Genomic DNA, 26,165 nt, shown 5'->3' on the forward strand with positions numbered 1-26,165 from the left:
GTGCCGAGCCGCGCGCATGGTGGTAGTGCTCGGCCGGCGAGCGCCGACGATCATGACGCCCGCACCAGGGCGCTCGCGTCGACACCGCACTGACGGGCGACCCCGGCGACATCGAAGTGGAAGCTCTCCCAGCTCACCCGGCCGTCCAGGAAGCGGAACAGAATGAAGACCGGCACCGAGACCCGATTGCCGTTCGGCACTGCGCCATTGAAGGTGAACGCCGGAGTGAAGGCGATCTCGCCCCAGCAGCACAGCGTCTCTTCATCGAGTCCGTGGCCATCCAGCCGGACCTCGTAGTCGGGCGCAAACGCGAACCATCCCGTGATCGCGCCCTCGACCTCGGCCCCGGCGTAATGGGATCCGAGCGACGGCGATTCGAGCACGGCGTCCGGGTGGTATACGGCCATGGTGGCCGCCACGTCCTGTCGGCTTTTCGCCTGTGCCAATCGTTCGACGATCTGGACGGCTTCCCGCGCGTCCAGTGCCTGCGCAACCATGTTCGACTCGCTTCCATCAAGCCAAAATCGAGACTGATCTGTCTCGATTTCAAGGTAGCGGCGGGGCCGCACTCGCGTCAAGCCGGGCGTGCGTCGAGCGGCCTTGGACGGTGCTTCGCATGCCGATCACGCCGCCCGGATTCGATGGGGCCCAACGTCTCTCGGGGAATCGAGCAGGCACGCTCGACGAAGGCCGCAGGTTCCTGACCTGCGGCCTTCGTCATTTCATGCCGCTATACCGGCGCGCTGGAGGTGAGCTTCGCCCGGCGCAGGGCGCGCAGTTCGTCCGCGCGGAGGTCGGCTACCTCGTGGGATTCCGGGGCGTCGAAGACCCGGACGGTGCGGGTGGTGGTGTCGAAGCGGGACCAGCCCGGATCGCCATGGGTGGCGAAGCGCACCCAGGCGCGATGCACCTCGTCGGCCAGGGGTTGGGGTGGGTTCGGGCCGGTCAGGGTGTGGGCGGCGGCGAGTTGGTCGAAGACGAAAGGGATCTCGATGACATGGCAGGCACCCAGGTCGGCGATGGCTGAGCGCCAGGCGAATTCGTAGATGTAGGCCGGGTTGCCCGCTGCGGCGGTGGATTCCGCGATGCGCATGGCGTCATCGCGGAAGACCAGGTCGGTGAGGACGGCCGCGAACACGTCCGCGGGTGTGGCGTTCGGGCGGTTGGCGGCGTAGCGCTCGGCGACCGACGGATGCAGGCCGTAGCGTGCGAGGAAATGCGGCAGCGTCTGCTCGGTGATTCCGGCGGCGAGACCGGAGGGGAAGGTGAAGAATCGGAACTCCTCGGCGGTCCATCCAGCGAGCAGGGGCACGGTCCGATGCGGTTGGGCGGCAAGGATATCCGTCGGACGGTCCGGGATCACATCGCCGTCGATCATGGGGAAGAAGCTCATGATGCCGAGCCCGTTGGCGACGATCGATGCACCCCAGCGGTCCGGATCCGGGTCGGTCATCAGTGCCAGGGTGAGTGAATCCTGGGCGCTGCGCAGCTCCTCCGGTCCGAGCCGGCCGAAGGCGGACGCCGTCGGCTCGATGCCCAGCAGATCGGCCAGCTGCCGCGCCACCTTGCCCGCGTCCTCCGCGGTGGCGACCGCGGAACCGTTGGCGCTCTGTGCGATAGCGCGCCGGAACAGCCCGCGTGCCCGCGGTGACGCGAGCAGAGCCACCACACTCATCCCGCCAGCGGATTCGCCGAAGACCGTGACATTGCCGGGATCGCCGCCGAAGGCCGCGATGTTCTCGCGCACCCACTCCAAAGCGGAGATCTGGTCGCGCAGACCGCGATTCGACGCGGATCCCGGAACGGCGGCGAACCCGGAGATGCCGAGCCGATAATTGATCGACACCACCACGACGCCGTCGCGCGCGAAGGCGGTGCCGTCGTAGATACGCCGGGCGTTCGACCCGCGGACGAACGCCCCACCGTGAATCCACACCAGCACCGGCAGACCGGACCCCGTGTGATCGGGGGTCCACACATTGACGTTCAGATACTCGTCGCCGGGGATCCCGTCGCTGCCGATGAGGGCGTGAATCGGTGCCGGATACGGGGATTGCACACAGGTGGGTCCGAATTCGAGTGCTTCGCGCACCCCGGACCAGGCCTCGACCGGTCTCGGGGCTTCGAACCGGGCGGGTCCGATCGGCGCTGCCGCGTAAGGGATGCCGAGGAATCGGGTGACGCCGCCCTCGCGCGTGCCCAGAACCTTGCCGCCGGTGACGGACACGATCTCTGCCATCTGAACTCCTTCGCCGACTTCAACTATCGCGCAGCGATCGCTGGGGGGAGCCGATTCCGACGGTCTTGTCTTGCGGACTGCTGTTCCGGTTATCGGACCACGCACCGAACGATTCGCCCCCCTGGAATCGGGGAAATGGTCTCCGTGGACGTCAGAGCAGTGCGGGGTTGCTCCTGAGCGGCTTCCCTGTCCGAATTCGGCTCGACGGGGGCCGCGTGCCGGCCCCGGCCTATCCGGACTGGATCCGGCCGCCGTCACAGCACCAGCCCGGATCGGTCACCATCGAGGCCATGTGCGCGCTCGCCGAGGCAATCGCTGGCCCGGCCGCTGCTGAGCCTGGCGTGGTCGCTGGGCGCACTGTGCGTGTTCGCGGTTCCGGCCGCGGTCGGCTATCGGCACGCGAGCCGCCGCTGAGAACTCCGAGGTGGTGGCGATCCCCTCGCCCGGTGCGGGAAACAATCCGCGGATCGGGCATACCCGTGGTTACGATCGGGGTATCGGGGCCCAACTCGTCAGGGCAAGTGAGCGGGGCATGGTCGAACGAAATAGTGACGGTACGCAGCCTGACCTGCGGATAGGGGTCGCCGAGGAACTCGCCGCGGCCGGGCTGGACGATGCCCTGGAGATCGGGCGGGGTGGTTTCGGGGTCGTATACCGGTGTCACGAGCATTCGCTGGATCGGCTGGTCGCGGTGAAAGTGCTCGATACACGGTCGAGCGGGGATGAGCGGGCACGGTTTCTCCGCGAACAGCGGGCGCTGGGCCGGTTCGGCGGGCATCCGCACATTGTTCAGGTGCTGTCCGCCGACGTCACCGTCACAGGGCGGCCGTATCTGGTCATGCCGTTCTATGCGCTCGGGTCGCTGCAATCGCGGATTCGGGAGCGGGGACCGCTGTCGTGGCAGGAGGTGCTGTCGGTCGGGGTGAAGATCGCCGGTGCGCTGGCGGCCGCGCACGGGCACGGGATCGTGCATCGCGATGTGAATCCGGCCAATATCCTGCAGTCCGACTATGGCGAGCCGTTGCTGAGCGATTTCGGAATCGCCCGCATCAGTGGGGCTTTCGAGACCGGGTCCGGACTCATCGCCGGGACACCGGCGTTCACCGCGCCCGAGGTGCTGCGGGGCGCCGAACCGGCCGAGGCCGCCGACATCTACGGATTGGGCGCCACACTGTTCTGCCTGCTCACCGGGCACGCCGCCTTCGAACGCCGCGAGGGCGAGTCGATGGTCGCACAATTCGTACGAATCACCTCCGAGCCGGTGCCCGACCTGCGGCAGAGTGATGTGCCGGCAGCGCTGTGCTCGGCGCTGGAAGCCGCTATGGCGCACGATCCTTCGGACCGGCCGGAGACGGCCCGGGAGTTCGGTGACCGGCTGCGCAATATCGAATTCGCCTCCGGGCTCGTGGTCGACTCGATGGCGTTGCCGACCGATGCCGAAGCCCGGACGGTCACACCGCCGGTTCCGGTGCCGCGGCCGCGTTCGAGCCCGGCGCCGACGCCGTCCACTCGGTACCGTCCGCCGAGCTCGCCGCGGCAGCCGGTACTGCGCGGCCGCCTGCTCGACCGGCTACGGGAAGGGCAGAGCCGACGGCTGGTACTGATCCACGGACCCGTCGGATTCGGGAAGAGCACGCTGGCCGCGGAATGGGTGGATGTTCTCGCCGCCGAGGGTGTTCGAGCGGCCTGGCTCAGCGTGGACGATGACGACGACAATGTCGTCTGGTTCCTGACCCATGTGGTGGAGGCGATCCGGTACGCCCATCCGGGTGTGGCCGCGGATCTGGAACAGCTGCTCGAGGAGCATGCCAGTGATGCCGCGCGGCACGTCATGACCACCCTCATCGACGAGATCCACAACAGCGGCCAGACCGTGGCGCTCGTGATCGACGACTGGCACCGGGTGACCAGCGCCGCGACCGTGGCCGCGATGGAATTCCTGCTCGACCACGGCTGCCATCACCTGCGGGTGATCGTCACCAGCCGCAGCCGCACCGGACTTCCGCTGGGGCGCATGCGGGTTCGCGACGAGCTCACCGAGATCGACGAGTCCGCACTGCGATTCGACGATTCGGAAACCGCGGCATTCTTCGCCGACACCAGCGGGCTGGCCCTCGCCGCGGACGAGGTCGAGCGACTGCGCGAATCCACCGAAGGGTGGGCGGCGGCACTGCAACTGGCCTCGATGTCGCTGCGTGGCCGCGACGATCCGGGCGCGTACATCGATCAGATCTCGGGACGGCACTACGCCATCGGGGAGTACCTGATGGAGAACGTCGTCGACACCCTCGAACCCGAACTGCTCGAATTCGTCATGCGGACATCGGTTCCGGTGCGTATCAACGGTGACCTCGCCGAGGCGCTGACCGGCGTGAGCAACGGCCAGGACATGCTCGAACAGGTGCGGCAGCGAGATCTGTTCCTGCGCAGCATCGATGACGATCTGCGCTGGTTCCGCTACCACTCGCTGTTCGCCGACTTCCTGCGTGAGCGGCTGATCCGGCAGCATCCGGGACTGCTCGAGGAACTGCACTTCACCGCCGCGCAGTGGTTCGAGGCCCACGACATGCTCACCGAGGCCGTCGATCACCTGCTCGCCGCGGGCGAACCCCAGCGGGCCTGCCGGCTGGTCGCCGAGCACGCCGGGCAATTGATAGAGCAGTCGCGCATGGGGACGCTGCTCGGGCTGGCGGCCAAACTGCCAGGCTCGCTCACCGCGTCGAATCCGCAACTGCAGGTACACATCGCGTGGGCGAACGTCGCCGTACAGCGGCCGGCCGCCGCGGAGACCGCATTGGAACGCGCCGAGAAGGCGGTCGCGCTGGCCCGCGACCACGATGGCGAATCCGCCGACCTCGAGCTCGAGATGAAGCTGGTGCGCATCAGCCTGGCGCTCGCCACCGACCAGACGGTGGTACTGGCGCCGGAGCTCGCGCAGGCGCGGGATTCGGTGCGGCCCTTCCTGGCCCACGGGCTGGCAGTGGGGGCGATGATCTCGGCGCTGTATCGCTTCGACTTCGCCGAGGTGCACAGCTGGTATCGCTGGATCGAACCGTACCGCGACCGCGCGCGCGGACCGTTCGGCGCGGTGTACTGCGACTGCGTCGACGGGAGCGCCGCCAGCGAGCAGCTCGATGTCGGCACCGCCGAGTCCCGGTTCCGCACCGCGCTCGGTCAGGCGCTGCAGACGGGCACGAAATCGCAGGCCACCCGGCTCGCCAGCGCGCTGCTCGGCGAATTGCTGTACGAGAAAGGCCAATTCATCGAGGCAGAGGAACTGCTCGCGGGTGGGCTCGGCGTCGAAGGCGGGGCGGTCGAGTTCCAGATGGCGGGCTACGGCACCGCCGCCCGCCTGGCCGCGGTGCGCGGCGACATCGACGCCATGAACGAGCGATTGGACGAGGGAACCAAGCTCGCGGCGAACATGAACCTGCCGCGGCTGGCAGCCCGCATGATCAACGAACGCATCCGACTGGGTCTGCCGATCACCGACACCGACCGCCGCGACCTCGAACACCTCGAACCGTATACCGCCCACCCCGATGCTCCCACCGCGGTGGCCGCGGAACTGGCCCACGACTCGGCCATCCGGCTACTCCTCGGCAAGGGCACCTCGACAGCGGCCGAACAGGCATGCCGGCAGGCGCAGCGCCTCGTCGACGTGATCTCCACCCAGAATCGCCTTCGCGCGCTCACGAATGCCGAACTGCTGTACGGCTGCTGCCTGTCGGCCGCCGGCCGGACCGCGGACGCCGCGAAGTTTCTCGAGCCGACCCTGACCCGCTGCGCCGGACAAGGCCTGGTGCGCCTGGTCGTCGACACCGGCGCGCAGCTGCAACCGGCAATCGGAACCCTGTACGGCGCAACCACATCAGCCCAGCAGCTGATTCGAGCCTTCCTCCGTCAGGTGCTCACCGAGTTCGAAGACGTACCGCTGCACCGCGACAACTCACCTGAGAACGGCTGACGCGGTAAAGGGTCGGCTTCGCGGGGGACTTGCAGGTTCGCACCCGCGGGCTCGGCGTCGCGGTCGGAAATCCGGGTGAGTCTGGAGTTCGGCGGCTCCGGTGCGGTCGGCATCCAGCGATCGGCCGGTCGTCTGTGCGTGCGATTTCAAGGCTTGGCACGCCGAGGGGGCGGGATTGGCGGGGGATTCGCGCGAACTTGTGGCAACCTTGCCGGGGCTTCAGCGAAGGCTGGGATTGCGGATCGAGGAGTGGTGTATGGCGAAGATGGGCAGGCGGAAGCGGTCTCGGCTCATTACCCAGGGGATGATCACTTCCGGGAAGACGGTGGGCGCTGCCGTCGTACGGTCTGCGGAGGCGGTGGTCTCGCGGGTTGCGGAGCCGATCGTCGCGGACGGCCCGGTCGCGGAGGTCTCGGAGCCCGTTGCCGCGGGCGCGCCGGATATCAAGGCGCTGGCCGAGCGGGTGAAGGCGCGGCGGCGTGAGAACGGGTGGACGCAGGCCGAGGTGGCCAAAAAGGGTGGGCCGTCGGCCGGTGTGATCAGTCAGATCGAGCGGTGCCTGGTCGAGGCGCCCGCGGGGGATGTGCTGGGCAGGCTGGATGCGGCGCTCGAATGGGCGGCGGGGACGGCGGACGGCATTCTGCGCGGGGCGCCGGCCGAACTGGCGGGTGCCGGAAAGTAGTTGCGACAGCAGGCCCCGATCGGATCGTCGATCGGGGCCTCGCCGTACTACGTGTGGGCCGCGCCGTCGATGCGGATTTCGGTGCCGCTGATGAAGCGGCCGTCGTCGGAGACCAGCATGGCGATGACACCGGCCACGTTCTCGGGGCCGGCCAGTTCGGCCGGATTGTCCTGGGGGAGAACGGCGATCAGGCGGCCGAACAGCGACCAGTCGGCGTCCTGGGGGAGATAGCCGGGGGTGGCGTCGGTGATGCCGGACTTGATGCCGCCGGGGGCGACGCTCACCGCGCGCAGGCCCTGCTTGCCGTATTCGAGGGCCAGGACGTGGGTCAGGGTCTGGATGCCGCCCTTGCTGGCGGAGTACGCGGCCATGTACGGGTGGGCGAAGTTCGCCGAGGTCGAGCTGAAGTTGACGACCGTGCTGCGCGGGTTGGCGAGCAGGGCGGGCAGGGCCTCGCGGATCACCAGGAAGGTGCCGGTGAGGTTGACGCTGAGGATCTGGTTCCACAGGTCCAGCGATGTCTCGTGGGTGTGGGCCGCGCGCAGAATCCCCGCCGCGTTCACCACCGCGTCCAGTCCGCCGAGGGCGTCGATGGCGGTGTGCACGCCCGCGACCACCTCGGACTCCACGCCGATATTCATCTCGACGGTGGTCAGCCGCGCTGCGGTGCCCGCCTCGGCGGCCTGCTTGCGGGTCAGGGCGAGGCCCTCGGCATTGACGTCGGCGCCGGCGACGACCGCGCCTTCGGACAGCAGACGGAGGACGGTGGCCTGGCCGATACCGGATCCGGCGCCGGTCACCAGAATGCGGCGCTGCTCGAGACGGTTCATGGATCACTTCCTGATCGGTGGAACAGTTTCTGACACGATATGCCGAAAATGGCACGCCGCGCCATCAAACGTTTTCGACCTCGGTACAGTTCCCCGGGTGACGAGCGAGCGAAACCGTGCCGGACGCCCGGCGCTCAGCGAGACCCGCCGTGCGGCCACACGCCGGGAAGTGGCGCTGGTGGCGGCCCGTCTTTTCATCGAAAACGGTTATGCCGCAACGACCGTGGACGAGATTGCGGCGGCCGCCGGGATGGGGCTGCGCACGTTCTACCGGTATTTCGCCGGGAAGGAGGACGTCGTCGCGCCGTTGCTCGCCATCGGAACTCAGGCCTGGGCCGACGAACTCGCCGCCTGTCCGCCCGAACTGTCGCTGCGGGAAGCCCTGAGCCGCTCGTATCGCACCGCCACGGTCGGCACGCTCGCGATCGAGGGCATCGCCGAGAGCCGCCTGCGCCCGCTGGTCCGGGCCGCAACTCAACTGCCCGCCCTGCGTGCGACCTGGCTGCGTGTTCAATACGACTGCGAAACCCAGCTCATCCCGATCATCGCCGCCCGCACCGGCCGCCCCGCCGACGACCTGGACGTCGCGCTCGCCGCCGCCATGGCCAATACCGCCGTCCGCCTGGCGACCGAACTCTGGGCGGCGGGGGAGGCGTCCGGGTCCGCCGCCGACGTCGTCGACACCTGCCTCGCGCGCCTCGCCGCCAACAGCTTGCTCTAGCACCCGCCGCCATGCGCCTCGGCTACTGGTGGCCGGGTCCCGGCAGGATGGTCGTCGATGCCGACGACTACTCGGGTCATCGCATCCCCGCGTGGTTCACCCGGCTCGACCCGAAGTCGTTTCCCTTGCTGGAGCGCGGTTTCGGCTGGGTTCAGAAACGGCTCTACAATTGCTGAGCGTCGGCCGGGGTGGCGCGCAGGCCGTCGAGGGTCACCGAGATCAGGCGTTCGGCGGCATCGGGTGTGGTCTCGCAGGCGACGCCCAGCCCGTGCCCGAGCCTGATCAGATCGCGCGGCTCGATGTCGGTGCGGATCGTGCCCGCGTCCCGCGCCGCCTGTACCAGCAGGGAAGCTGCCTCGGTGATCGCCACGCGGCACAGCGTGAAGGTCGGCGTGTTGTGGTCCATGCCCGCCTTCAGGGTGGTGGCGAGGACGCGATTGGCCATCACCCACTCCACCTGTTCGCGCAGCCAGTATTCGAAAGCCGTTCCGGCCGTGTGGGTTTCGAGGAGGTCGTGGGCGCGTTGGCTCAAATGCTCGATGCTGGAACGGTAGACGGCCTCGACCAGCACCTCGCGATTGGGGAAGTGTCGATACAGGGTGCCGATCCCGACCCCCGCCCGGCGCGCGATCTCCTCGAGCGGCGCCTCGGGGCCCAGTTCGGTGAAGGCCTGCTGGGCGGTGGTCACGATCCGCTCATAGTTGCGGCGCGCGTCGGCGCGCATCGGCTTTCCGGTCGACGGTGCTTCCACGAACCCTCCACTAGAAACGGATGGACCCTCCGGTTAGACTTGCGCAAGTGGAGGAACCCTCCATATGATAACTCCATCGGAAACGGAGGCTTCCTCCGTTTGTATCCCATTCGATGGAGCATTCCTTGTCGACCACTCTTCCTTCGAACGCTGCCGTGCGGGTGCCGGCACCCGCACGAGCCCCCGGACTGCGGTCGGGAATCGTGCTGGCCACCCTGTTGACCTGCCAATTGATGATCGTCCTCGACATCACCGTGATGAATGTGGCGCTGCCGCGCATCCAGACCGACCTGCACTTCAGCGCCACCGGACTGTCCTGGGTGATGAACTCCTACAGCCTGGCCTTCGGCGGATTACTGCTGCTCGGCGGGCGCGCCGGTGACCTGTTCGGCCGCCGCAACCTGTTCATCGCCGGCGCCACCCTGTTCACCCTGGCCTCGCTCGCGGGCGGGCTGGCGCCCTCCGCCGGCTGGCTGCTCGCCGCGCGCGTCGTGCAGGGCATCGGCGGGGCCATGGCCGGACCCAACACACTCGCCCTGCTGACCACCACCTTCAGTGATCCGAAAGCCCGGATGCGCGTACTCGCGCTGTTCTCCGGAATGTCCAGTGCCGGTTTCGCTATCGGCCTCATCGTCGGCGGGCTGCTGACCGAATGGCTGAGCTGGCGCTCGGTGCTCTTCATCAATGTGCCGTTCGGGTTGATCGTTGTGGTGCTGGCACTGCGCTACCTGCCTCGGGCCGAACGACAGCCGGCCCACCTCGACCTGCCCGGCGCGCTGACCGCCACCACCGGTGTGGCCGCTCTCGTCTACGGCTTCATCAACGCCGCCTCGGACGGCTGGGGGACTGCCACCACGGACATCTGCCTGGCGGCCGGCGCGATCCTGATCGCCGCGTTCCTCGCCATCGAATCCCGTGCGGCCCAACCGCTGCTGCCGCTGCGCCTGTTCGCCGACCGCAATCGTGCCACCGCCTACGCGAACATGTTCCTGGCGCCGATGGCGGGCATGTCGATGTTCTTCTTCCTCACCCAGTTCCTGCAGGATGTGCTCGGGTTGAGCGCGCTGGCAACCGGTTTCGCCTTCCTGCCCACCGCCCTGCTGATGTTCACCATGATCCGGCTGATCCCGCGCCTGCTGCCCCGCTTCGGCCCGAAACCGGTGACCGTCACCGGCGCGGCCCTGATGGTGGCCGGCCTGGTCCTGCTCACCCAGCTGACAGCCGACAGCGGCTACTTCCCGCTCCTGTTCATCGCCATGATTCTGATGGGATGCGGTATCGGCCTGGCGGTTTCACCCCTGAACGTCATCATCATGTCGAATGTCGACACCCACGAGGCGGGCGCGGCCGGCGGCGCACTGCAAACCCTCCAGCAGACCGGCGCCTCCCTCGGCCTGGCCATCCTGGTCACGGTCTTCGGCACCGCTTCCCGCACTGCGGGCGGCTCGCTCCAGCACGCGCTGGTCGGCGGCATGACCACCGCCTTCGCGGCCGCCGCCGCCATCGCGGCCCTGGCCTTCGTCGTCGCCCTCACCTTCCGGGCCGTCGGTCCGGCGACCGCGGCGGCCCGGCGCGGCTAGTCCCGGCGATATCCACGTCCGGGCAGGCCACCGGCGTGCGGCCAAGGTTTCATCGAACGATCGGCCCACCACGAATCGTGGTGGGCCGATCGTCGTCTACCGAATCCCGTTGCCCCACACCGAGGTCGGCCACGCCTGCCGGGCGGCCATGCTGCGGGCGGCCGAGGCGATCATGATCTGCCCGGGTGCTGTCGCTTCTCACCGCGCTCCGCATTCACTCGCGAGCGCGATCGAGCCCGGGATGGCAGGATCGGGATCGTGAGTGAGCCGGTGCACCCCAACGACATTCGGATCTCCGATGCCGAACGAAAGAAGCTCGAGGAGACGCTGCGCCGCGCGGTGGACGCGGGCGTGCTCGATCTCGGTGAGTTCGACAGCCGGGTGCAGTCGATCTGGCAGGCTCGTACCCGGGGCGAGCTGGCCAAGGTGTCCGCTGACCTGCCCGAGATCAAAGAGCCGGGGCCCTCGGGCGGGCGGATCGCCATGACGGTGCTGACCATTGTGTGGTTGTCGCTCAGCGGGCTGAACTTGATCGTGTGGCTGTTGCTGGGTGTCACGCTGGAGTGGTTCTATCCGTGGTGGGTGTGGGTGCTGGTGCCGCCGGGGGCGGTGCTGGGGACCTTGTGGGCGTGTGGAATCGGGCGGAAGTCGGGCGAATCACCACGCTGAGTCCCCGATCGGCGACAATGTCGGCGACAAGAACGACAGCGCCGGTACGGAATTGGGGTCGGAGAGTGACGGATCGTTACCGCGGCATCATCGATGTCCACATCGTCCTGTGGCGCGATGGCCTGGTTCTGCTCGGCGAGCGCGCGAACACGGGCTACGGTGACGGCTGGCTGAATCTACCCAGCGGCCACCTCGAGGACGGCGAATCGGTGGTGGACGGCGTGATACGTGAAGCCGTGGAAGAAATCGGAATCACCATCGATCCCGCCGACCTGCGCTTCGCACATGTACTCCACCACCGCGGCGAGTCCGGGGCCGCCCGCATCGGCTTCTTCTTCGAAGCGCTCCGCTGGACCGGAGAGCCGGTGAACATGGAGCCCCACAAATGCGCCGGCCTGCTCTGGGCCGACCCGAATGCCCTGCCGCCCAATATCATCCCCTACCAGGCCGCAGGCGTCCGCAACTGCCACCTCGGCACTTCCTTCGCCCTGCACGGGTGGGAATGACCCGCCCGTCAGCTCTCCTGTGGGGCCGGGGTGCGCAGGTGCCGGCTCGTGTCGCCCGTCAGCGTGATCTGCACCTGGCGCTCGGCGAATCGCCACTGCCCGGCACTGCGCTCGAAGCGGTCCCGGTAGCGGCCGGCCGCCACCGGCTGCAAGGGCAGGTCCGGTGTGGCCTGGAAAACCGTGAAATAGGAGCGCGCCGTGGCGGTATCGGCATCCTCGCCGAATTCGACGGCGATGTTCGTGGTGACGTGATGGGTGCGCGGCGTTCCGTCCTCGTACACGATCACCATGCTCCGGAACATCTTCTCGATGCGCTCGCTCCCCGCGACCGACCCACCGCTGCCGCCGAACACACCGTGCGCGAACAACGCACCCACTCCGGCGAAATCCCCACTATCGACCAACTCGGCATACTTCGCGATCAAGTTCGTCACGGCAGTTGTATCAGCGGCTGAGCTCATGCCATCCGAGAGTACGTCACAGCCACCCAGCTCCCGGTGCCTGCGCGTCGAACGACCGTCCTGGGTATGACGTGGGGCGGCTCGTGGCGCCCGCGGGCGCCACGAGATTACTCGACCACAGCTGATCAATCGACAAGTTGTGTGAAACGCACAGATTTCACTATCTTGGCGGACCTGTAGTGGGACAGTGGGGTATGGCCTCCGGAGGTTTGCCCTCGTGATGCGCGGCCGGGGTGGCGAGCCGTGACGATGTTCGTCGGGACATCGGGGTGGCAGTACGCCGACTGGCGGGAGCTGGTGTACCCGCGAGGGATCGGGCAGCGGCGGTGGCTCGAGGTGTATGCGCGGGCGTTCGGGGCCGTGGAGTTGAACGCGGCCTTCTATCGGCCGGTGGCGCGGACGACCTTCGAGGGATGGCACGGGCGGACGCCGGAGGATTTCGTGATGGCGGTGAAGGCCAGTCGGGTGATCACCCACTATCGCCGGCTGCGGGACGTCGAAGTCCCGCTGGAGCGGATGATCGATGCGGCGCGCGGACTGGGGGATCGGTTGGGGCCGATACTGATTCAGCTGCCGCCCACCCTGACCGCCGAACCCGAGCGGCTCGACCGGGTGCTCGGGCTGATCCCCGCCGAGCTGCGCGTGGCGGTCGAGCCGCGCCATGAGAGCTGGTGGGACGACCGGGTCCGGGCCGTGCTCGAAGCGCACCGTGCGGCACTGTGCTGGGCCGACCGGCTCGGGCGGCCGATCACGCCGCTGTGGCGCACGGCCGACTGGGCCTACGTCCGTTTCCATGAAGGTCGCGGCCGGTCCGCGCCTCGCTACCCGGAACGCGTTCTGTCCGAATGGGTCCGGCGCATCGAGGACACCTGGGATCGGAATCTCGACGCCTATGTCTTCTTCAACAACGATGCCGGTGGCGCGGCCGTCCGCGATGCGATCCGGATCGGCGAGCTGGTCCGCGCCGCGGGACGGCCGGTAGCCCGCACGCCCGATCGACTCCCGCTGGCACCGTGACGCCCGGCATCAGCGCAGCGGCGGGGCCGGGCTGATCCGCCGGGTGCCGGGTGTCGGCGGTGATCGCCGGCAGTTCCCAGGTCGGTTCGTCGAGTTCGCGGCGCAGCTGGGCGAGGAAGTCGCGCGATCCGGACGCTGAACCCGGTTGCGGCTCAGGCCGGATCGAATCCGGCGAGCCGCGCGGCATGCAAGGCTATGTACAGCTCGGCGGCGGCTTTCGGGTCCGAGCACCGGCGATCGGTCAGCGTCTCGATCCGCCGCAGCCGGTAGTGAATGGTGTTGCGGTGGTAGTGGAGCCGTTGCGCCACCTCGGTATTGGAGCCACCGCATTCGAACCACAGCTCGAGGGTGTCGAGGAGGGTGTCGCGTTCCTCCGGCGGCAGTTCGAGCACCGGGCCCAGGACATCGTCCGCCAATTCCCGGGACGCCGTGGGCGCATGGGCGAGGACGAGCGGGATCGGCGTGCTGCCATACGCGGTCACGGTCGGGCTGCCGGGTGGCGCGCACCGCCCCGCGAGTTCTGCCTCGCGCAGGGCGGTCCCCGCGGATCCCGGCGTCGGGAAGGGACGGCTCACCCCGATTCGCCCGGTCGCATGGGCGCGCAGGCGCGACAGCACCCGTTCGTGCGAGCGTGCGGTGGCCACATTGAGCAGCCCGATCCGTGCGCCCGGCTCGGTGAGCCAGATCGACTCGACGAAGTCGGCCCGCAGCCGATCCTCGATCCCGAACAGCGGTTCGATTGCGCCGGAATCGGTTTCGGCGTGCACGACGACGAAACTGCCCAGTGGCGGCAGGTGCAGGGCTCGGGCGATGTCGCGCTGGGTGGGATCGTCGGCCTCGCCGTCGAACAGCCGCCGCAGCATGGCGCGGCGCTGCACGTCGTGGCGGCGGACCCGCTCGGTGAGGTAGTCGGCGTACGCGTCGGCGGCGGCGCCGGAATAGTCGTCGAGGAGCCGCCACATCTCCGAGCCGAGCTGCGGCAGCGCGTCCAGATTCGTCCCCCGCGCCGTGACGAGCGCGCGTTCCCACAGCAGCCGTCCCGCCAGCCGGTACGCGTGCAGCACCGCCGCGATCGGCACGCCGAGTTCCGCCTTGATCCGGCCCACCACGGTCGCCGGTTGCAGCCGCCGCCCGGCGCTCCCGGAGAGCTGTTCGAGCAGGGCGGCCAGGTTGTCGCGGACGACGAGGTGCAGCTGCGCCTCGGTGAGGGCGGCCTCCGCGTAGGCGTTCTCGCCGGTGAGAATGCGGCCGACGAGTTCGGTGGTGAGGTCGTCGACCTCGACGAGCAGGGTGCGCGCTACCGCGGTCGAACCGCTCGGCGCTACCGCGGTCGAACCGCTCGGCGTTACCGCGACCGAACCGGTCGGCGGCACTGCGGTGGAGCCGTTGCGCGGCGGGCCGGTGAGCGCTGTCATGGATTCGATAGTAGGCACTTGCTCTCGACGCCTACTGTGCTCCAGCACAGTCGGCCGGGCGGTATCGGCAAACCCGCGCACATGGTGGGCGGATGCACCTGACCCGCAGTATCGACACCGACAGCGACAGTGACCCGGGTCATAGCAGACCCGGGTCGATCGATGAGGTGGAGAGAGGTGCCGACCGTGTACGACTACATCGTCGTAGGCGCGGGGTCCGCGGGATCCGTGCTGGCCAGCCGACTGTCCGAGGATCCGGCGATCCGGGTGGCCGTGATCGAGGCCGGGCCGCGGGACACCGCCGAGGCGATCCACCTGCCGGTCGCCTTCCCGTCCCTGTTCAAGAGCCCGCTGGACTGGGACTACGACACGGAACCCGAACCCCGGCTGCACAGCCGCCGCGCCTACCTGCCGCGCGGCCGCGTCCTGGGCGGATCCAGCTCCATGAACGCCATGATCTACATCCGGGGCGCTCGCGCGGACTACGACGCGTGGGCCGCGGCCGGCGCGGACGGGTGGAGCTACGACGAGGTGCTGCCGTACTTCGTGCAGGCCGAGGACAACGAGCGCGGCAAGGACGCCTACCACGGTGTGGGCGGGCCGCTGTCGGTCAGTGACAGCCGGTCGAATCATCCACTGGGCGAAGCATTCCTGCGTGCCGCCGAACAGGCCGGGCACACCCGCAACGACGATTTCAACGGCGTCACCCAGCTCGGCGTCGGCCGCTACCAGGTGACCCAGCGCAACGGCATGCGATGCAGTGCCGCGGTCGCCTACCTGCACCCGGCGCTGGAGCGGGAGAACCTGACGGTCATCACCGATGCTCTCGCGCACCGGATCGTCATCGAGAACGGCCGGGCCACCGGCGTGGTGATCGGCCGCGGCGGCAGCACCGAGACCATTCGGGCCCGGCGTGAAATCGTGCTGGCCGCAGGCGCTTACGGCTCCGCGCAGTTGTTGTTGCTGTCCGGCATCGGCCCGGCCGGACAGCTGGCGGCCTTCGGTATCGAGACCGTCCGCGATCTGCCGGTCGGGCAGAACCTCCAGGACCACCTGTCGATTTTCCTCAATTACCGCACCGATCGCGAATCCCTGATGACCGCGCTCACGCCCGAGAACCTGGGCCTGCTCCAGGAATCCGGCCGCGGCCCGCTGACCTCGAATATCGGTGAGACCGGCGGCTTCCTCGAAACCCGTACCGGACTGGCGGGCCCGGACATCCAGTTCCATCAGGCCCCGGTCCTCTTCCACGGTGAGGGCATGGGCGCGGCGACCGAGCACGGCTACGCGTTCGGCCCCTGCCTGATCAACCCGACCAGCCGCGGCGAACTGACCCTGCGCTCGACGGACCCGGCCACCGCGCCGCGCATCCGCCACAACTACCTCGACACCGAGGCCGACCGCGCGAGCATCATCGCCGGACTGCGCAGCGCCCTCGACATTGCCGACCAGCCCGCGCTGCGCGAGCTCACCACCGGCGAATTCCTTACTCCCGCTGGTGATTCCGATGCCGAGCTGCTCGACTTCGCGGCCCGCACCGCCCAGACCCTCTACCACCCCACCTCCACCTGCGCCATCGGCGCGGTCGTGGACCCGCGCCTGCGCGTACTGGGCGTCGCGGGCCTGCGCGTCGCCGATGCCTCGGTCATGCCGTCGGTGGTGCGGGGCAATACCAACGCGCCCACGATCATGATCGGCGAGAAGGCCGCCGTCATGCTCGCCGAGGACGCCGACTCGGAAGGAAGCGCATCGTGACGACCACCGCCGCGGCGACCATCGACGCCACCGTCTCCGCACTACGGCAGGGCGAAATCGACTGGGGCCGAGCCGCGCTGCCCGCACGGCGGCAGCTGCTCGACCAGATTCACGCCAATACCGCACGCTACGCGCGGGAGTGGGTCGAGACGGCCGCCCGCATCAAGAAGCTGCCCCTGGACTCGCCGCTGCTCGGCGAGGAATGGGTGAGCGGCCCCTACTCGCTGCTCACCGGCGCGGCCGCGCTCGCGGAATCGCTGCTGGCACTGGAGCAGGGCCGCAGCCCGGTCGACGGCTACCCGATCCACGCCGCCCCCGGCGGCCGCACCGCGGTCGATGTCTTCCCGCACGGCGTCTTCGATTGGCTGCTGCTCAACGGATTCCGCGCGGAGGTCTGGACCAGGCCCGGCGTCGACGCCGAAACCGTCCGCGCCCGAGCCGGTCTGGGGCAGCGCACCCCTGCCGAGACCGGCGGTGTGGGCGTGGTCCTCGGCGCGGGCAATATCTTCTCGATCGCGCCGCTGGACGTGCTCTACCAGCTCTACGCCGACAACCGGGTGGTGGCGCTCAAGCTGAATCCGATCACCGATCCGCTGCTGCCGGTGCTGGAGAAGATCTTCGCTCCCCTGATCGAGCGCGGCTTCGTGCGCCTGCTCACCGGCGGCCCCGAGGTCGGCACGGCACTGGTGCATCACGCCGGCGTGGACGCGGTGCACATGACCGGCAGTGCACTCACCCACGACGCCATCGTGTTCGGCACCGGTGAGGAGGGCGCGCGGAACAAGGCCGCCGGCACACCGAAACTGGACAAGCCCATCACCAGTGAACTGGGCGGCGTCTCACCCACCATCGTGATCCCGGGCCGCTGGTCCGACGCCGACCTGCGGTTCCAGGCCGAGCACCTGGCCACCCAGCGCCTGCACAACAACGGCTACAACTGCGTCGCCGCGCAGGTCGCGGTGATCTCCGCGGACTGGCCCCAGAAGGACCGGTTCCTCGCTGAACTGCGCGCCGCGCTCGAGCGGGCTCCGCAGCGTCCGGACTACTACCCGGGCTCGGCCGCCCGCGTCGACGCCGCGCGCACCTCCTATCCCGGCGCCGAGCGGATCGGCGCGCGCACCCTCGTCACCGGGCTGGTGCCGGACCGGGCCGAAACCGCGCTGCGCACCGAGTATTTCGCCCCGGTGCTGGGCGTGCTCGAATTGGGCGGCGACGCAGCGGAATTCCTCACGCAGGCGGTGCGTGTGTCCAACGAGGAGTTCGAGGGCACCCTCGGCGTCAACATCATCGCCGACCCCGCCACCATCGACCGGCTGGGTGACCGCTTCGACCGGGCCATCGCCGAGCTGCGGTACGGCACCGTCGCCATCAACGCCTGGACCGGTCTCGGCTACCTGACCGCCCGCGCCTCGTGGGGAGCCTTCCCCGGGCACACCCTCGCCGACATCCAGAGCGGAATCGGCGTGGTACACAACGGGTTGCTGATCGCAGATCCGGAGCGCACCGTGGTTCGCGGCCCCTTCCGGCCCGCCCCGCGATCGCTGCTCCGCGGCGAGTTCGCGCTCTCCCCGAAACCGCCGTGGTTCGTCACCAATCGCACCGGCGCCACCACCCTGCGGCGACTGACCGACTTCGCGAAGCGACCCGGCGCCGCCGCACTGCCGGGCATCTTCGCCTCCGCGCTGCGCGGCTGAGCGCAGCGAACCGGGCCGGGCGCGCCACTTCCGCGCACGGCGCACCCGGCCCGGTTCACCCGGGCTGTACCCGAGAAAGACATCCGCACAATGACTTACGACGAGCTCGACCTGCCGATGCTCAGCACCATGCAGGACGAACCGCTGTCCCTGGCCACCCTGCTGCGCTATGCGAGCACGGTGCACGCCGATGCCACCGTCCGCACCTGGACCGGCACCGAATCCCGCGTCCTGACCTACCGTGAACTGGGGGAACAGGCGGCTCGGCTCGCCCACGCCCTGACCGCGCTGGGCATCGGCCGCGGGGATCGCGTCGGCACCTTCATGTGGAACAACAACGAGCACCTCATCGCCTACTGTGCGGTGCCCGCCATGGGGGCGGTATTGCACACCATCAATATCCGGTTGTTCCCCGAACAGATCTCCTTCGTGACCGACCACGCGGCGGACCGTGTCGTGATCGTCGACGCCTCCCTGATCCCGGTGTTCGCGCCGGTACTGCCGACCCTGCGCACCGTGCGCCACGTCATCGTCGCCAACGGTGACGCCGCGGCGCTGCCCGCACCCGAGGGCGTCACCGTCCATCAGCTCGACACCCTGCTGGCGCAGTATCCGGGCACCTTCGACTTCCCGGTCCTCGACGAGCGCTCGGCCGCCGCCATGTGCTATACCTCCGGCACCACCGGCGACCCGAAAGGTGTTGTCTACTCCCATCGTTCGAACTGGCTGCATTCCATGCAGGCCTGCACCACCGATGCCATGGGCGTGCGCGCCGGTGACCGGATGCTGGCCATCGTGCCCATGTTCCACGCCAACGCCTGGGGTCTGCCCTATGCCGCGCTCATGGCCGGGGCGTCGCTGGTGATGCCCGACCGCTTCCTGCAACCGGAGCCGCTGCTGGCGCTGATGGCCGCCGAGCGGCCGAATTTCGCCGCGGCCGTGCCGACGGTGTGGAACGGCGTGCTGGCAGCCGTCGACGCGAAGCCGCAGGACCTGACCCATCTGCGGGCGGTCGTGGTCGGCGGTGCCGCGGTGCCGCCGCAGCTGATGCGCGCCTTCGAGGAACGGCACGGCGTGCGCATCATCCAGGCGTGGGGGATGACCGAGACCTCCCCGCTGGGCGCGCTGGCCTGGCCACCCGCGGGCCTCGACGGCGAGGCCGCCTTCGCCTACCGGGTCACCCAGGGCCGCATCCCGGCCCCGGTGCAGGCGCGGCTCATCGGAGACGATGGCGCCGAGCTGCCCCGCGACGGAAAAGCGGTGGGAGAGCTGGAGGTTCGCGGCCCGTGGGTCACCGCCTCCTATTACTCGCCGGATGCCGCGGGAATCGGCGTCGACGCCTTCCGCGACGGCTGGCTGCGCACCGGCGACGTCGGCACCATCAGCGCCGACGGCTACCTCACCCTGGTCGACCGGGCCAAGGACATCATCAAATCCGGCGGTGAATGGATCTCTTCGGTCGATCTGGAGAACGCGCTCATGGCGCACCCCGATATCGCCGAGGCCGCCGTTTTCGGTGTGCCGGACGAGAAGTGGGACGAGCGCCCCGTCGTGGCCGCCGCACTGCGCGCCGGAGCCGAACCCGATGCCGGTGCGCTCCGCGCGTTCCTGTCCGGCAAGATCGCGAAATGGCAGCTCCCCGAACGCTGGACGTTCGTCTCCGAGGTGCCCAAGACCAGCGTCGGCAAGTTCGACAAGAAGGTGCTGCGCGCCCGCTACGCCGCCGGTGAACTCGCCATCGTCGTCCCCGACTGACGGAGGGGATTGCGCGCCGCCGCGGGATCCTCGCGGCGGCGCGCACTGTCATTTCTCGAAGTAGCGGCGCGGGTTCCGCACCAGGATGGCGTCGATGTCGTCCTCGGTGAGCCCCTTGGCGAGAAGCGCGGGGAGGACGTCCTCGCTGATGTGGCGGTAGTTCCACGTCGGCGCGATCTGGGCCTTGGCGGCCGGGTCGAACCAGTCCATGAAACAGGCGGCGTCGTGGGCGATGACGATCTTGTCGCGGTAGCCGCGGTGGACGAGTTCCACGATGGTGTTCACGCGGTCCTCGAAGGGCAGCAGGACGTCGACGCGGTCCATGCCGAGCCGAGCACGAAGACGTGCTCGTGCACCAGCACCCGGCCCAGCTCGCTGGAATCGACGGTGCCGGGGACGGTGGGGACGATGCTCATCGGGATGCCTTGTCCGTGAACAGGCTCGGGTCGATGGCGCGCTTGAGGATCTTGCCCGTCGCGCCCTTGGGCAGCTGGTCGGTGAAGGCGAAGCGGTGCGGCACCTTGTAGGCGGACAGGCGCTCCTTGGCCCAGGCGCGCAGCTCTCCGGGATCGAGTTCGACGCCGGGCGCGGTGGCCACCACCGCGCCCACCTCCTCGCCGTAGTGGTCGTCGGGCAGGCCGATCACCGCCACCTCGACAATCCCGGGATGCTCGTAGAGCACCTCCTCGACCTCGCGCGGATACACGTTGTAGCCGCCGCGAATGATGAGATCCTTTGCGCGGTCGACGATGTAGACGTAGCCGTCGGCGTCGACGCGGCCCAGATCGCCGGTGCGCAGCCAGCCGCCGGACAGATCCGCCGCCGTCGCGTCGGGGCGCTGCCAGTACCCCTTCATCACGCTGGGCCCGCGCATGAACAGCTCGCCGACCGTGTCTGCGGGCAGCGCCGTGCCCTCCGGATCACGCACCTCGATCGACGTGCCCGGCAGCGCGGTACCCACCGACCCGGCCCGCTGCTCGCGATCCAGGGGGTTGTAGGTCGCTGCCCCGCTGGACTCGGTGAGCCCGTAGCCCTCGAGGATGGTGCAGCCGAAACGTTCCGTGAAGGACCGGATCACCTCCGCCGGCAGCGACGCGCCACCCGAGCAGGCCAGCCGCAGGCTCGCGAAATCCTCCGGACCGTAGTCGCCGGCGCTGTGCAGCATGGCATTCCACATGGTCGGCACGCCCGACACCACGGTGAGCCGGTGATCGCGGATCGTCTCGATCATCGCTCCCGGGACGAACGGCGACACCATGGAGAACGAACTGCCCGCGTGCAGGGTGGTGATCAGGCACACCGCCTGCCCGTACACATGGAACAGCGGCAGCCCGGTGCCGAAGCGCTCCTCGGGCGTGAGCCGCAGCTGATCGATGAAAATCCGTGCGGTCTCGATCAGATTGGCGACGGTGAGCTCCACGCCCTTCGGTTTGCCCGTGGTGCCCGAGGTGTACAACAGGATCGCGGTGTCGTCCGGATCGCGTCGGACCGGTTCGGCGGTCGGCTGGGCGGGGCAGGTGTGCGCACCGGGTTCGAGCACCTGCACCGGGATGCCGCGCTCGGCGGCGGCCTGCTCGGCCGCGGTGCGGGCCAGATGCCAGGCGATGGCATGCCTGGCACCGGAATCGTCGAGCACATAACCGATTTCGGGTGCGGTCGCCATGGTGTTCACCGGGATGGCGACGGCTCCGATCAGATGCGCGCCCAGGTAGGCGATCACGAACTCCGGCACGGTCGGCGCTACCAGCAGCACGCGATCTCCCACCGCGACACCGGATTCGGTGAGCTGACCGCCGAAGGCCGCACTGCGGCGGGCCAGCTCGGCGTAGGAGAGGGTGTCGTCCAGGTGACGCAGCGCGACGGCGTCGGGGCGTTCGGACGCGTGCTGCCAGATACGGTCGGCGACATTTGTCATGGAACATCCAGTTATGTAGAGATGGAATGAGACGGGGTCGGAGTGAGCGGCGTCACGACCCTGTGCGCGACCATATCTGAATCCGGTGTCGACTTCAATAACGATCGCCGCCGCCGCGGCCGCGCGAACGGGGCGGGCCGAAGTACGTCGGTGTGGGACGATATGTGCTGGTACACGCGGTGATACGGTGGCAATCGGCAGCCGTCCCTGCGACCGAGTGGGTGATCCGCCGTGAAATCCGAACCCTTCGACCGCGAGGCCGTGCCTCGCCGCGTGCCCCCGCGTACCAAGCGCGGCGAGCGCACCCGCGCCGCCCTCATCGCCGGGGCGCGCGAAGTCTTCGAACGCGACGGCTACCTCGACGCCAGGATCGCCGACATCTCCAAGGCCGCGGGCGCCGCCGCCGGCTCGTTCTACACCTACTTCGACAGCAAGGAAGAGATCTTCACCGCCGTCGTCGAGGAGGTGCAGGAGGAAATGCTGCACCCGCACGTGCGGGCCCGCACCGGCGTCACCGACCCACGCGAGCTCGTCGAGGCGGCCAACCGGGAATACCTGCTGGCCTACAAGCGCAATGCGCGCCTGATGGCGGTGTTCGAAGAGGTCACCCAGATCAACGAGAACTTCCGCGCGCTGCGCCTGGAACGCAACCGCGCCTTCATTGAGCGCAATGCCAGGATGATCCGCGAGTTGCAGGAATCCGGGCAGGCCAGTGCGGATCTCGATCCGCTGATCACCGCCCAGGCGCTGTCGGTGATGGTCAGCCGCATGGCCTACATGGTCTTCGTCCAGCACCAGCGCATCGCCTTCGAGAAGCTGGTCGGCACCCTGACCCAGCTGTGGGTCAATGCCCTGCGGGTCGGGTCCGAATAGCTCGCGACCCCGTCCGAGTGGATCGCGGCGGTAGCGGTCGCACGGGTTCGGAAATCTGAATCCGGGTTCGAGTTCGCGTCGTTTTCTCTTGCATGACCTCGGCTTTCGATGGCGATGTGCGACGTATCACAGGAATAAGACCCCCTCGGTGGTATTGACCGCGACGGGAGTTTGGCGCATGGTGGCGGAAGAAAATAAGCGCTTAGTAAGTTCCCTGCTCGGGGTCGGCCCCGGGTCGCGGCGCGGGACCGCCGTGGCCACGGGCGACCTGAAAGGACCTGTCCGTGAACAGATTCGAAGGCAAGACCGCCATTGTCACCGGCGCCAGCCGGGGTATCGGCCTCGGTATCGCGCAGCGCCTGGTGGACGAGGGCGCCAAGGTCGTGATCACCGCCCGCAATCAGGAGGCGCTCGACGAGGCCGTCGTGGCGCTGGGCGGGCCGTCGAAGGCGCTGGCCGTGGCGGGGCGCGCCGACGATGCCGCGCATCAGGCCGAGACCCTCGAGCGGGCCGTCGAGACCTTCGGCAGTGCCGACCTGCTGGTGAACAACACCGGCATCAATCCGGTGTTCGGGCCGATGGTGGAGCTCTCGCTCGACGCGGCCCGAAAGATCGTGGAGGTCAACTGTCTTGCCGCGCTGTCGTGGGTGCAGCACGCCTACCGAGCGTGGATGAAGGACCACGGCGGCGCGGTCGTGAACGTCTCCTCGGTCGCCGGGCTCAAGCCCGCGCCCGGCATCGGTTTCTATGGTTCCAGCAAGGCGATGCTGACCCACATCACCCAGGAGCTCGCGGTCGAACTCGGCCCGCACATCCGCGTCAACGCCGTCGCGCCGGCGGTGGTGAAGACGAAGTTCGCCACCGCGCTCTACGAGGGCCGCGAGGAGCAGATCGCCGCCGCCTACCCGCTCAAGCGCCTGGGCGTGCCCGAGGACATCGGCAGCGTGGTCGCCTTCCTGCTCTCCGCGGACGCGGCCTGGCTCACCGGCCAGCTGCTCGTGGTGGACGGCGGCCTCACGCTGACCGGGGGCGTCTAGAGTGGCGGACATGCGGGCCTGGCGGGTCCATGAACTGGGCGAGCCAACACAGGTGATGCGGCTCGACACCGTGGAGCGCCCCGAAGCCGGCCCGGGTCAGGTGGTCGTGCGGGTCACCGGTGCCGCGGCGAACTTCCCCGATGTCCTCATGTGCCGGGGCCTTTACCAGGTGAAGCCGCCGCTGCCGTTCACGCCCGGAGTCGAACTGTGCGGGGAGGTCGTGGCCACGGGTAGCGAGGTCACCGGGATCGCGGTCGGTGACCGCGTGCTCGGCGGCAGCTCGCTGCCGTACGGCGGTTTCGCCGAGTACGCGGTCATGGAGGCGGCCCAGACCTTCCCCGCGCCAACCGCTTTGGACGATGCGGAGGCCGCGGCCCTGTTCGTCGGCTATCAGACCGGATGGTTCGGCCTGCATCGCCGTGCCGCGCTGCAGGCGGGGGAGACCGTGCTGGTGCATGCGGCGGCGGGCGGGGTCGGCAGTGCCGCCGTCCAACTCGCCAAAGCGGCCGGGGCCCGCGTCATCGGCGTGGTGGGCGGGCCCGAGAAGGCCGAGTACGCGCGTGCGCTCGGCGCCGACATCGTGATCGACCGCAGGAGTGAGGATTTCGTCGAGGTCGTCAAGCTGGTCACCGACAATCGCGGCGCCGACGTCGTCTACGACCCGGTCGGCGGCGACACCTACAGCCGCTCGACCAAGTGCATCGCCTTCGAGGGCCGCATCCTGGTCGTCGGCTTCGCGGGCGGCGACATCCAGAGCGCCGCACTGAATCACGCACTGGTCAAGAACTATTCGATCGTGGGCCTGCACTGGGGGCTCTACAACGCCTACGACCCGGCCGCCGTGGGCGAATGCCACCGCGAGCTGACCCGGCTGGCCGCCACGGGCGCGATCCGCCCCCTGGTCAGCGAACGACTCGCCCTGGCGGACATCGCCGATGGCGTCCAGCGCCTCGCCGACGGCAAGACCGTGGGGCGCGTGGTCTGCACGCCCTCGGCCTGACCGACACCGACCTGATCGCACCACAGAGGAGAACATCGTGAGCACGCAGACACCGCGGGTAGCGGTGGTGACCGGCGCGGCCCGGGGCATCGGCGCGGCGGTCGCACGGCGACTGGCGGACGACGGAATGGCCGTCGCCGTCCTGGATCTCGACGAGGAGGCCTGCAAACCGGTCGTCGCGGAGATCGAGGCGGCCGGCGGCCGCGCCCTCGCCGTCGGCGCCGACGTGTCCGACGAGGCGGCTGTAACCGCCGCCGTGGACCGGGTGGCCGCCGAATTGGGCGCACCCACCGTGCTGGTCAACAATGCGGGCATCCTCCGCGACAATCTGCTGTTCAAGATGACCGTCGCCGATTGGGACGCGGTCATGGGCGTCCACCTGCGCGGCGCGTTCCTGTGCACGCGGGCGGTCCAGCGCCACATGATCGAGCAGGGCTTCGGCCGCATCGTCAGCCTGTCCAGCACCTCGGCGCTGGGCAATCGCGGCCAGGCCAACTACTCGGCCGCCAAGGCCGGATTGCAGGGCTTCACCAAGACTCTCGCCTTCGAGCTCGGCAAGTTCGGCGTCACCGCCAATGCCGTCGCGCCGGGTTTCATCGAAACCGAGATGACCCAGGCCACCGCCGAGCGCATGGGTGTCTCGTTCGACGACTTCCGGCAGGCGCTGGTCTCCACGATCCCGGTGGCCCGCTCCGGTAAGCCCGAGGACATCGCGCACACGGTGTCGTTCCTGGTGAGCGAGGGCGCGGGATTCGTGTCGGGACAGATCATCTACGTGGCCGGCGGGCCGAAGAACTAGCCGCGCAACGGAATCGAACGGAAGGACGCGAACAATGCGGGTATTCCAGGGGCTGCCCGAACTGGAGAAGGCAGTCGGCACCCATCTCGGCTACAGCGACTGGCACACCGTGACGCAGGAGCAGATCGACCGGTTCGCTGACGCGACCGGCGATCACCAGTGGATCCACATCGACCCGGAACGGGCCGCCGCCGGTCCGTTCGGGACGACCATCGCGCACGGCTTCCTCACCCTGTCGCTGCTGCCCATGCTCACCGCGAGCGTGTACACCGTCGAGGGGCTGTCGATGGGAGTCAACTACGGGGCCAACAAGGTTCGGTTTCCGTCCCCCGTCCCGGTGGGCTCACGGCTGCGCGCCGGGGTGGAACTGGTGTCGCTGACGCCGGCGAGCATGGGGTTCCAGGCAATCAGCCGGGTCACCGTGGAGATCGACGGCGCCGCCAAACCGGCCTGCGTCGCCGAAGCCGTCTCCCTGCTGGTGCCCTGAGACGAAGGAGCA

At 68.9% G+C, this 26,165-nt stretch carries 24 protein-coding genes and 1 pseudogene; 16 read left to right on the top strand and 9 right to left on the bottom strand.

Annotated features, from left to right (window positions below):
* Positions 1–50: 50 nt before the first annotated feature.
* Positions 51–497 carry a nuclear transport factor 2 family protein gene (locus ACIRRA_RS08485; protein WP_402764881.1) on the bottom strand — a complete coding sequence of 149 codons (447 nt, stop codon included), beginning with the start codon at positions 495–497 and terminating at the stop codon, positions 51–53.
* A 233-nt stretch (positions 498–730) separates the two neighbouring features.
* Positions 731–2,239 carry a carboxylesterase/lipase family protein gene (locus ACIRRA_RS08490; protein WP_402764883.1) on the bottom strand — a complete coding sequence of 503 codons (1,509 nt, stop codon included), beginning with the start codon at positions 2,237–2,239 and terminating at the stop codon, positions 731–733.
* A 532-nt stretch (positions 2,240–2,771) separates the two neighbouring features.
* Between ACIRRA_RS08490 and ACIRRA_RS08495 the strand changes: the two genes are divergently transcribed.
* A complete protein-coding gene (locus ACIRRA_RS08495) occupies positions 2,772–6,206 on the top strand; it encodes a protein kinase (protein ID WP_402764885.1) in 3,435 nt (1,144 codons plus the stop codon).
* A gap of 304 nt (positions 6,207–6,510) precedes the next feature.
* Entirely contained in the window at positions 6,511–6,888 is a 378-nt protein-coding gene (locus ACIRRA_RS08500; protein ID WP_402764888.1) for a helix-turn-helix domain-containing protein, read from the top strand.
* A gap of 47 nt (positions 6,889–6,935) precedes the next feature.
* Here the strand turns inward: ACIRRA_RS08500 and ACIRRA_RS08505 are convergent, their stop codons facing one another.
* Positions 6,936–7,718, bottom strand: a complete 783-nt coding sequence (locus tag ACIRRA_RS08505) for an SDR family NAD(P)-dependent oxidoreductase (RefSeq protein ID WP_402764889.1) — start codon at positions 7,716–7,718, stop codon at positions 6,936–6,938.
* 97 nt (positions 7,719–7,815) lie between these two features.
* Between ACIRRA_RS08505 and ACIRRA_RS08510 the strand changes: the two genes are divergently transcribed.
* A complete protein-coding gene (locus ACIRRA_RS08510) occupies positions 7,816–8,439 on the top strand; it encodes a TetR family transcriptional regulator (RefSeq protein ID WP_379385645.1) in 624 nt (207 codons plus the stop codon).
* Between the two features lie 11 nt (positions 8,440–8,450).
* Positions 8,451–8,615 (top strand): hypothetical protein, encoded by a 165-nt coding sequence (locus tag ACIRRA_RS08515; RefSeq protein WP_402764892.1) that lies wholly within the window; start codon positions 8,451–8,453, stop codon positions 8,613–8,615.
* Here the strand turns inward: ACIRRA_RS08515 and ACIRRA_RS08520 are convergent.
* Positions 8,603–9,190 carry a TetR/AcrR family transcriptional regulator gene (locus tag ACIRRA_RS08520; RefSeq protein WP_402764895.1) on the bottom strand — a complete coding sequence of 196 codons (588 nt, stop codon included), beginning with the start codon at positions 9,188–9,190 and terminating at the stop codon, positions 8,603–8,605. The genes ACIRRA_RS08515 and ACIRRA_RS08520 overlap by 13 nt on opposite strands.
* Before the next feature lie 125 nt (positions 9,191–9,315).
* Between ACIRRA_RS08520 and ACIRRA_RS08525 the strand changes: the two genes are divergently transcribed.
* The 3 genes from ACIRRA_RS08525 to ACIRRA_RS08535 all read left to right on the top strand — a co-directional run bounded on the left by ACIRRA_RS08525 (position 9,316) and on the right by ACIRRA_RS08535 (position 11,945).
* Positions 9,316–10,770, top strand: coding sequence for an MFS transporter (locus tag ACIRRA_RS08525; protein ID WP_402764897.1), 1,455 nt, complete (start codon positions 9,316–9,318; stop codon positions 10,768–10,770).
* Positions 10,771–11,028: 258 nt separating this feature from the next.
* A complete protein-coding gene (locus ACIRRA_RS08530; protein WP_402764900.1) occupies positions 11,029–11,439 on the top strand; it encodes a DUF1707 domain-containing protein in 411 nt (136 codons plus the stop codon).
* Positions 11,440–11,504: 65 nt separating this feature from the next.
* On the top strand, positions 11,505–11,945 hold the full coding sequence (locus ACIRRA_RS08535; protein WP_402764903.1) for an NUDIX domain-containing protein: 441 nt from the start codon (positions 11,505–11,507) through the stop codon (positions 11,943–11,945).
* A gap of 8 nt (positions 11,946–11,953) precedes the next feature.
* Here the strand turns inward: ACIRRA_RS08535 and ACIRRA_RS08540 are convergent, their stop codons facing one another.
* Positions 11,954–12,406: a nuclear transport factor 2 family protein gene (locus ACIRRA_RS08540; protein ID WP_402764905.1), complete on the bottom strand. Its 453-nt coding sequence runs from the start codon at positions 12,404–12,406 to the stop codon at positions 11,954–11,956.
* Between the two features lie 249 nt (positions 12,407–12,655).
* On the opposite strand from ACIRRA_RS08540, the gene ACIRRA_RS08545 reads away from it, so the two are divergent.
* On the top strand, positions 12,656–13,423 hold the full coding sequence (locus ACIRRA_RS08545; protein ID WP_402765898.1) for a DUF72 domain-containing protein: 768 nt from the start codon (positions 12,656–12,658) through the stop codon (positions 13,421–13,423).
* A 152-nt stretch (positions 13,424–13,575) separates the two neighbouring features.
* On the opposite strand, the gene ACIRRA_RS08550 is transcribed toward ACIRRA_RS08545, so the two are convergent.
* Positions 13,576–14,838 carry a PucR family transcriptional regulator gene (locus tag ACIRRA_RS08550; RefSeq protein ID WP_402764908.1) on the bottom strand — a complete coding sequence of 421 codons (1,263 nt, stop codon included), beginning with the start codon at positions 14,836–14,838 and terminating at the stop codon, positions 13,576–13,578.
* Between the two features lie 177 nt (positions 14,839–15,015).
* Between ACIRRA_RS08550 and ACIRRA_RS08555 the strand changes: the two genes are divergently transcribed.
* From ACIRRA_RS08555 to ACIRRA_RS08565, 3 genes are all read left to right on the top strand, one after another.
* Positions 15,016–16,593, top strand: coding sequence for a GMC family oxidoreductase (locus tag ACIRRA_RS08555; protein ID WP_402764911.1), 1,578 nt, complete (start codon positions 15,016–15,018; stop codon positions 16,591–16,593).
* Positions 16,590–18,287, top strand: a complete 1,698-nt coding sequence (locus ACIRRA_RS08560; RefSeq protein ID WP_402764913.1) for an aldehyde dehydrogenase family protein — start codon at positions 16,590–16,592, stop codon at positions 18,285–18,287. The genes ACIRRA_RS08555 and ACIRRA_RS08560 overlap by 4 nt, the downstream gene beginning before the upstream one ends.
* A gap of 117 nt (positions 18,288–18,404) precedes the next feature.
* Positions 18,405–20,042 (top strand): long-chain fatty acid--CoA ligase, encoded by a 1,638-nt coding sequence (locus ACIRRA_RS08565; protein ID WP_402765900.1) that lies wholly within the window; start codon positions 18,405–18,407, stop codon positions 20,040–20,042.
* A gap of 48 nt (positions 20,043–20,090) precedes the next feature.
* On the opposite strand, the pseudogene ACIRRA_RS08570 reads toward ACIRRA_RS08565, so the two are convergent.
* From ACIRRA_RS08570 to ACIRRA_RS08580, 3 genes and pseudogenes are all read right to left on the bottom strand, one after another.
* Positions 20,091–20,372: pseudogene (locus ACIRRA_RS08570) on the bottom strand (phosphotriesterase-related protein); the annotation flags it as partial.
* On the bottom strand, positions 20,324–20,458 hold the full coding sequence (locus ACIRRA_RS08575) for a hypothetical protein (RefSeq protein WP_402764915.1): 135 nt from the start codon (positions 20,456–20,458) through the stop codon (positions 20,324–20,326). The gene ACIRRA_RS08575 and the pseudogene ACIRRA_RS08570, both read right to left, overlap by 49 nt.
* A complete protein-coding gene (locus ACIRRA_RS08580; RefSeq protein ID WP_402764918.1) occupies positions 20,455–21,957 on the bottom strand; it encodes a long-chain fatty acid--CoA ligase in 1,503 nt (500 codons plus the stop codon). The genes ACIRRA_RS08575 and ACIRRA_RS08580 overlap by 4 nt, the downstream gene beginning before the upstream one ends.
* Before the next feature lie 231 nt (positions 21,958–22,188).
* Here ACIRRA_RS08580 and ACIRRA_RS08585 point away from each other — a divergent pair, with 231 nt between their 5' ends.
* The 5 genes from ACIRRA_RS08585 (at position 22,189) to ACIRRA_RS08605 (ending at position 26,153) form a co-directional block, all read left to right on the top strand.
* A complete protein-coding gene (locus ACIRRA_RS08585) occupies positions 22,189–22,830 on the top strand; it encodes a TetR/AcrR family transcriptional regulator (protein ID WP_402764920.1) in 642 nt (213 codons plus the stop codon).
* 284 nt (positions 22,831–23,114) lie between these two features.
* Entirely contained in the window at positions 23,115–23,867 is a 753-nt protein-coding gene (locus tag ACIRRA_RS08590) for an SDR family oxidoreductase (protein ID WP_402764929.1), read from the top strand.
* 10 nt (positions 23,868–23,877) lie between these two features.
* Positions 23,878–24,867 (top strand): NADPH:quinone oxidoreductase family protein, encoded by a 990-nt coding sequence (locus ACIRRA_RS08595; RefSeq protein ID WP_402764931.1) that lies wholly within the window; start codon positions 23,878–23,880, stop codon positions 24,865–24,867.
* 37 nt (positions 24,868–24,904) lie between these two features.
* Positions 24,905–25,666 carry a 3-oxoacyl-ACP reductase FabG gene (gene fabG, locus ACIRRA_RS08600; protein WP_402764933.1) on the top strand — a complete coding sequence of 254 codons (762 nt, stop codon included), beginning with the start codon at positions 24,905–24,907 and terminating at the stop codon, positions 25,664–25,666.
* Positions 25,667–25,700: 34 nt separating this feature from the next.
* Positions 25,701–26,153: a MaoC family dehydratase gene (locus ACIRRA_RS08605; protein ID WP_402764936.1), complete on the top strand. Its 453-nt coding sequence runs from the start codon at positions 25,701–25,703 to the stop codon at positions 26,151–26,153.
* Positions 26,154–26,165: the final 12 nt, after the last annotated feature.

The sequence above is a fragment of the Nocardia sp. NPDC101769 genome, assembly GCF_044766925.1.
In the GTDB taxonomy this organism is placed as follows: Bacteria; Actinomycetota; Actinomycetes; order Mycobacteriales; family Mycobacteriaceae; genus Nocardia.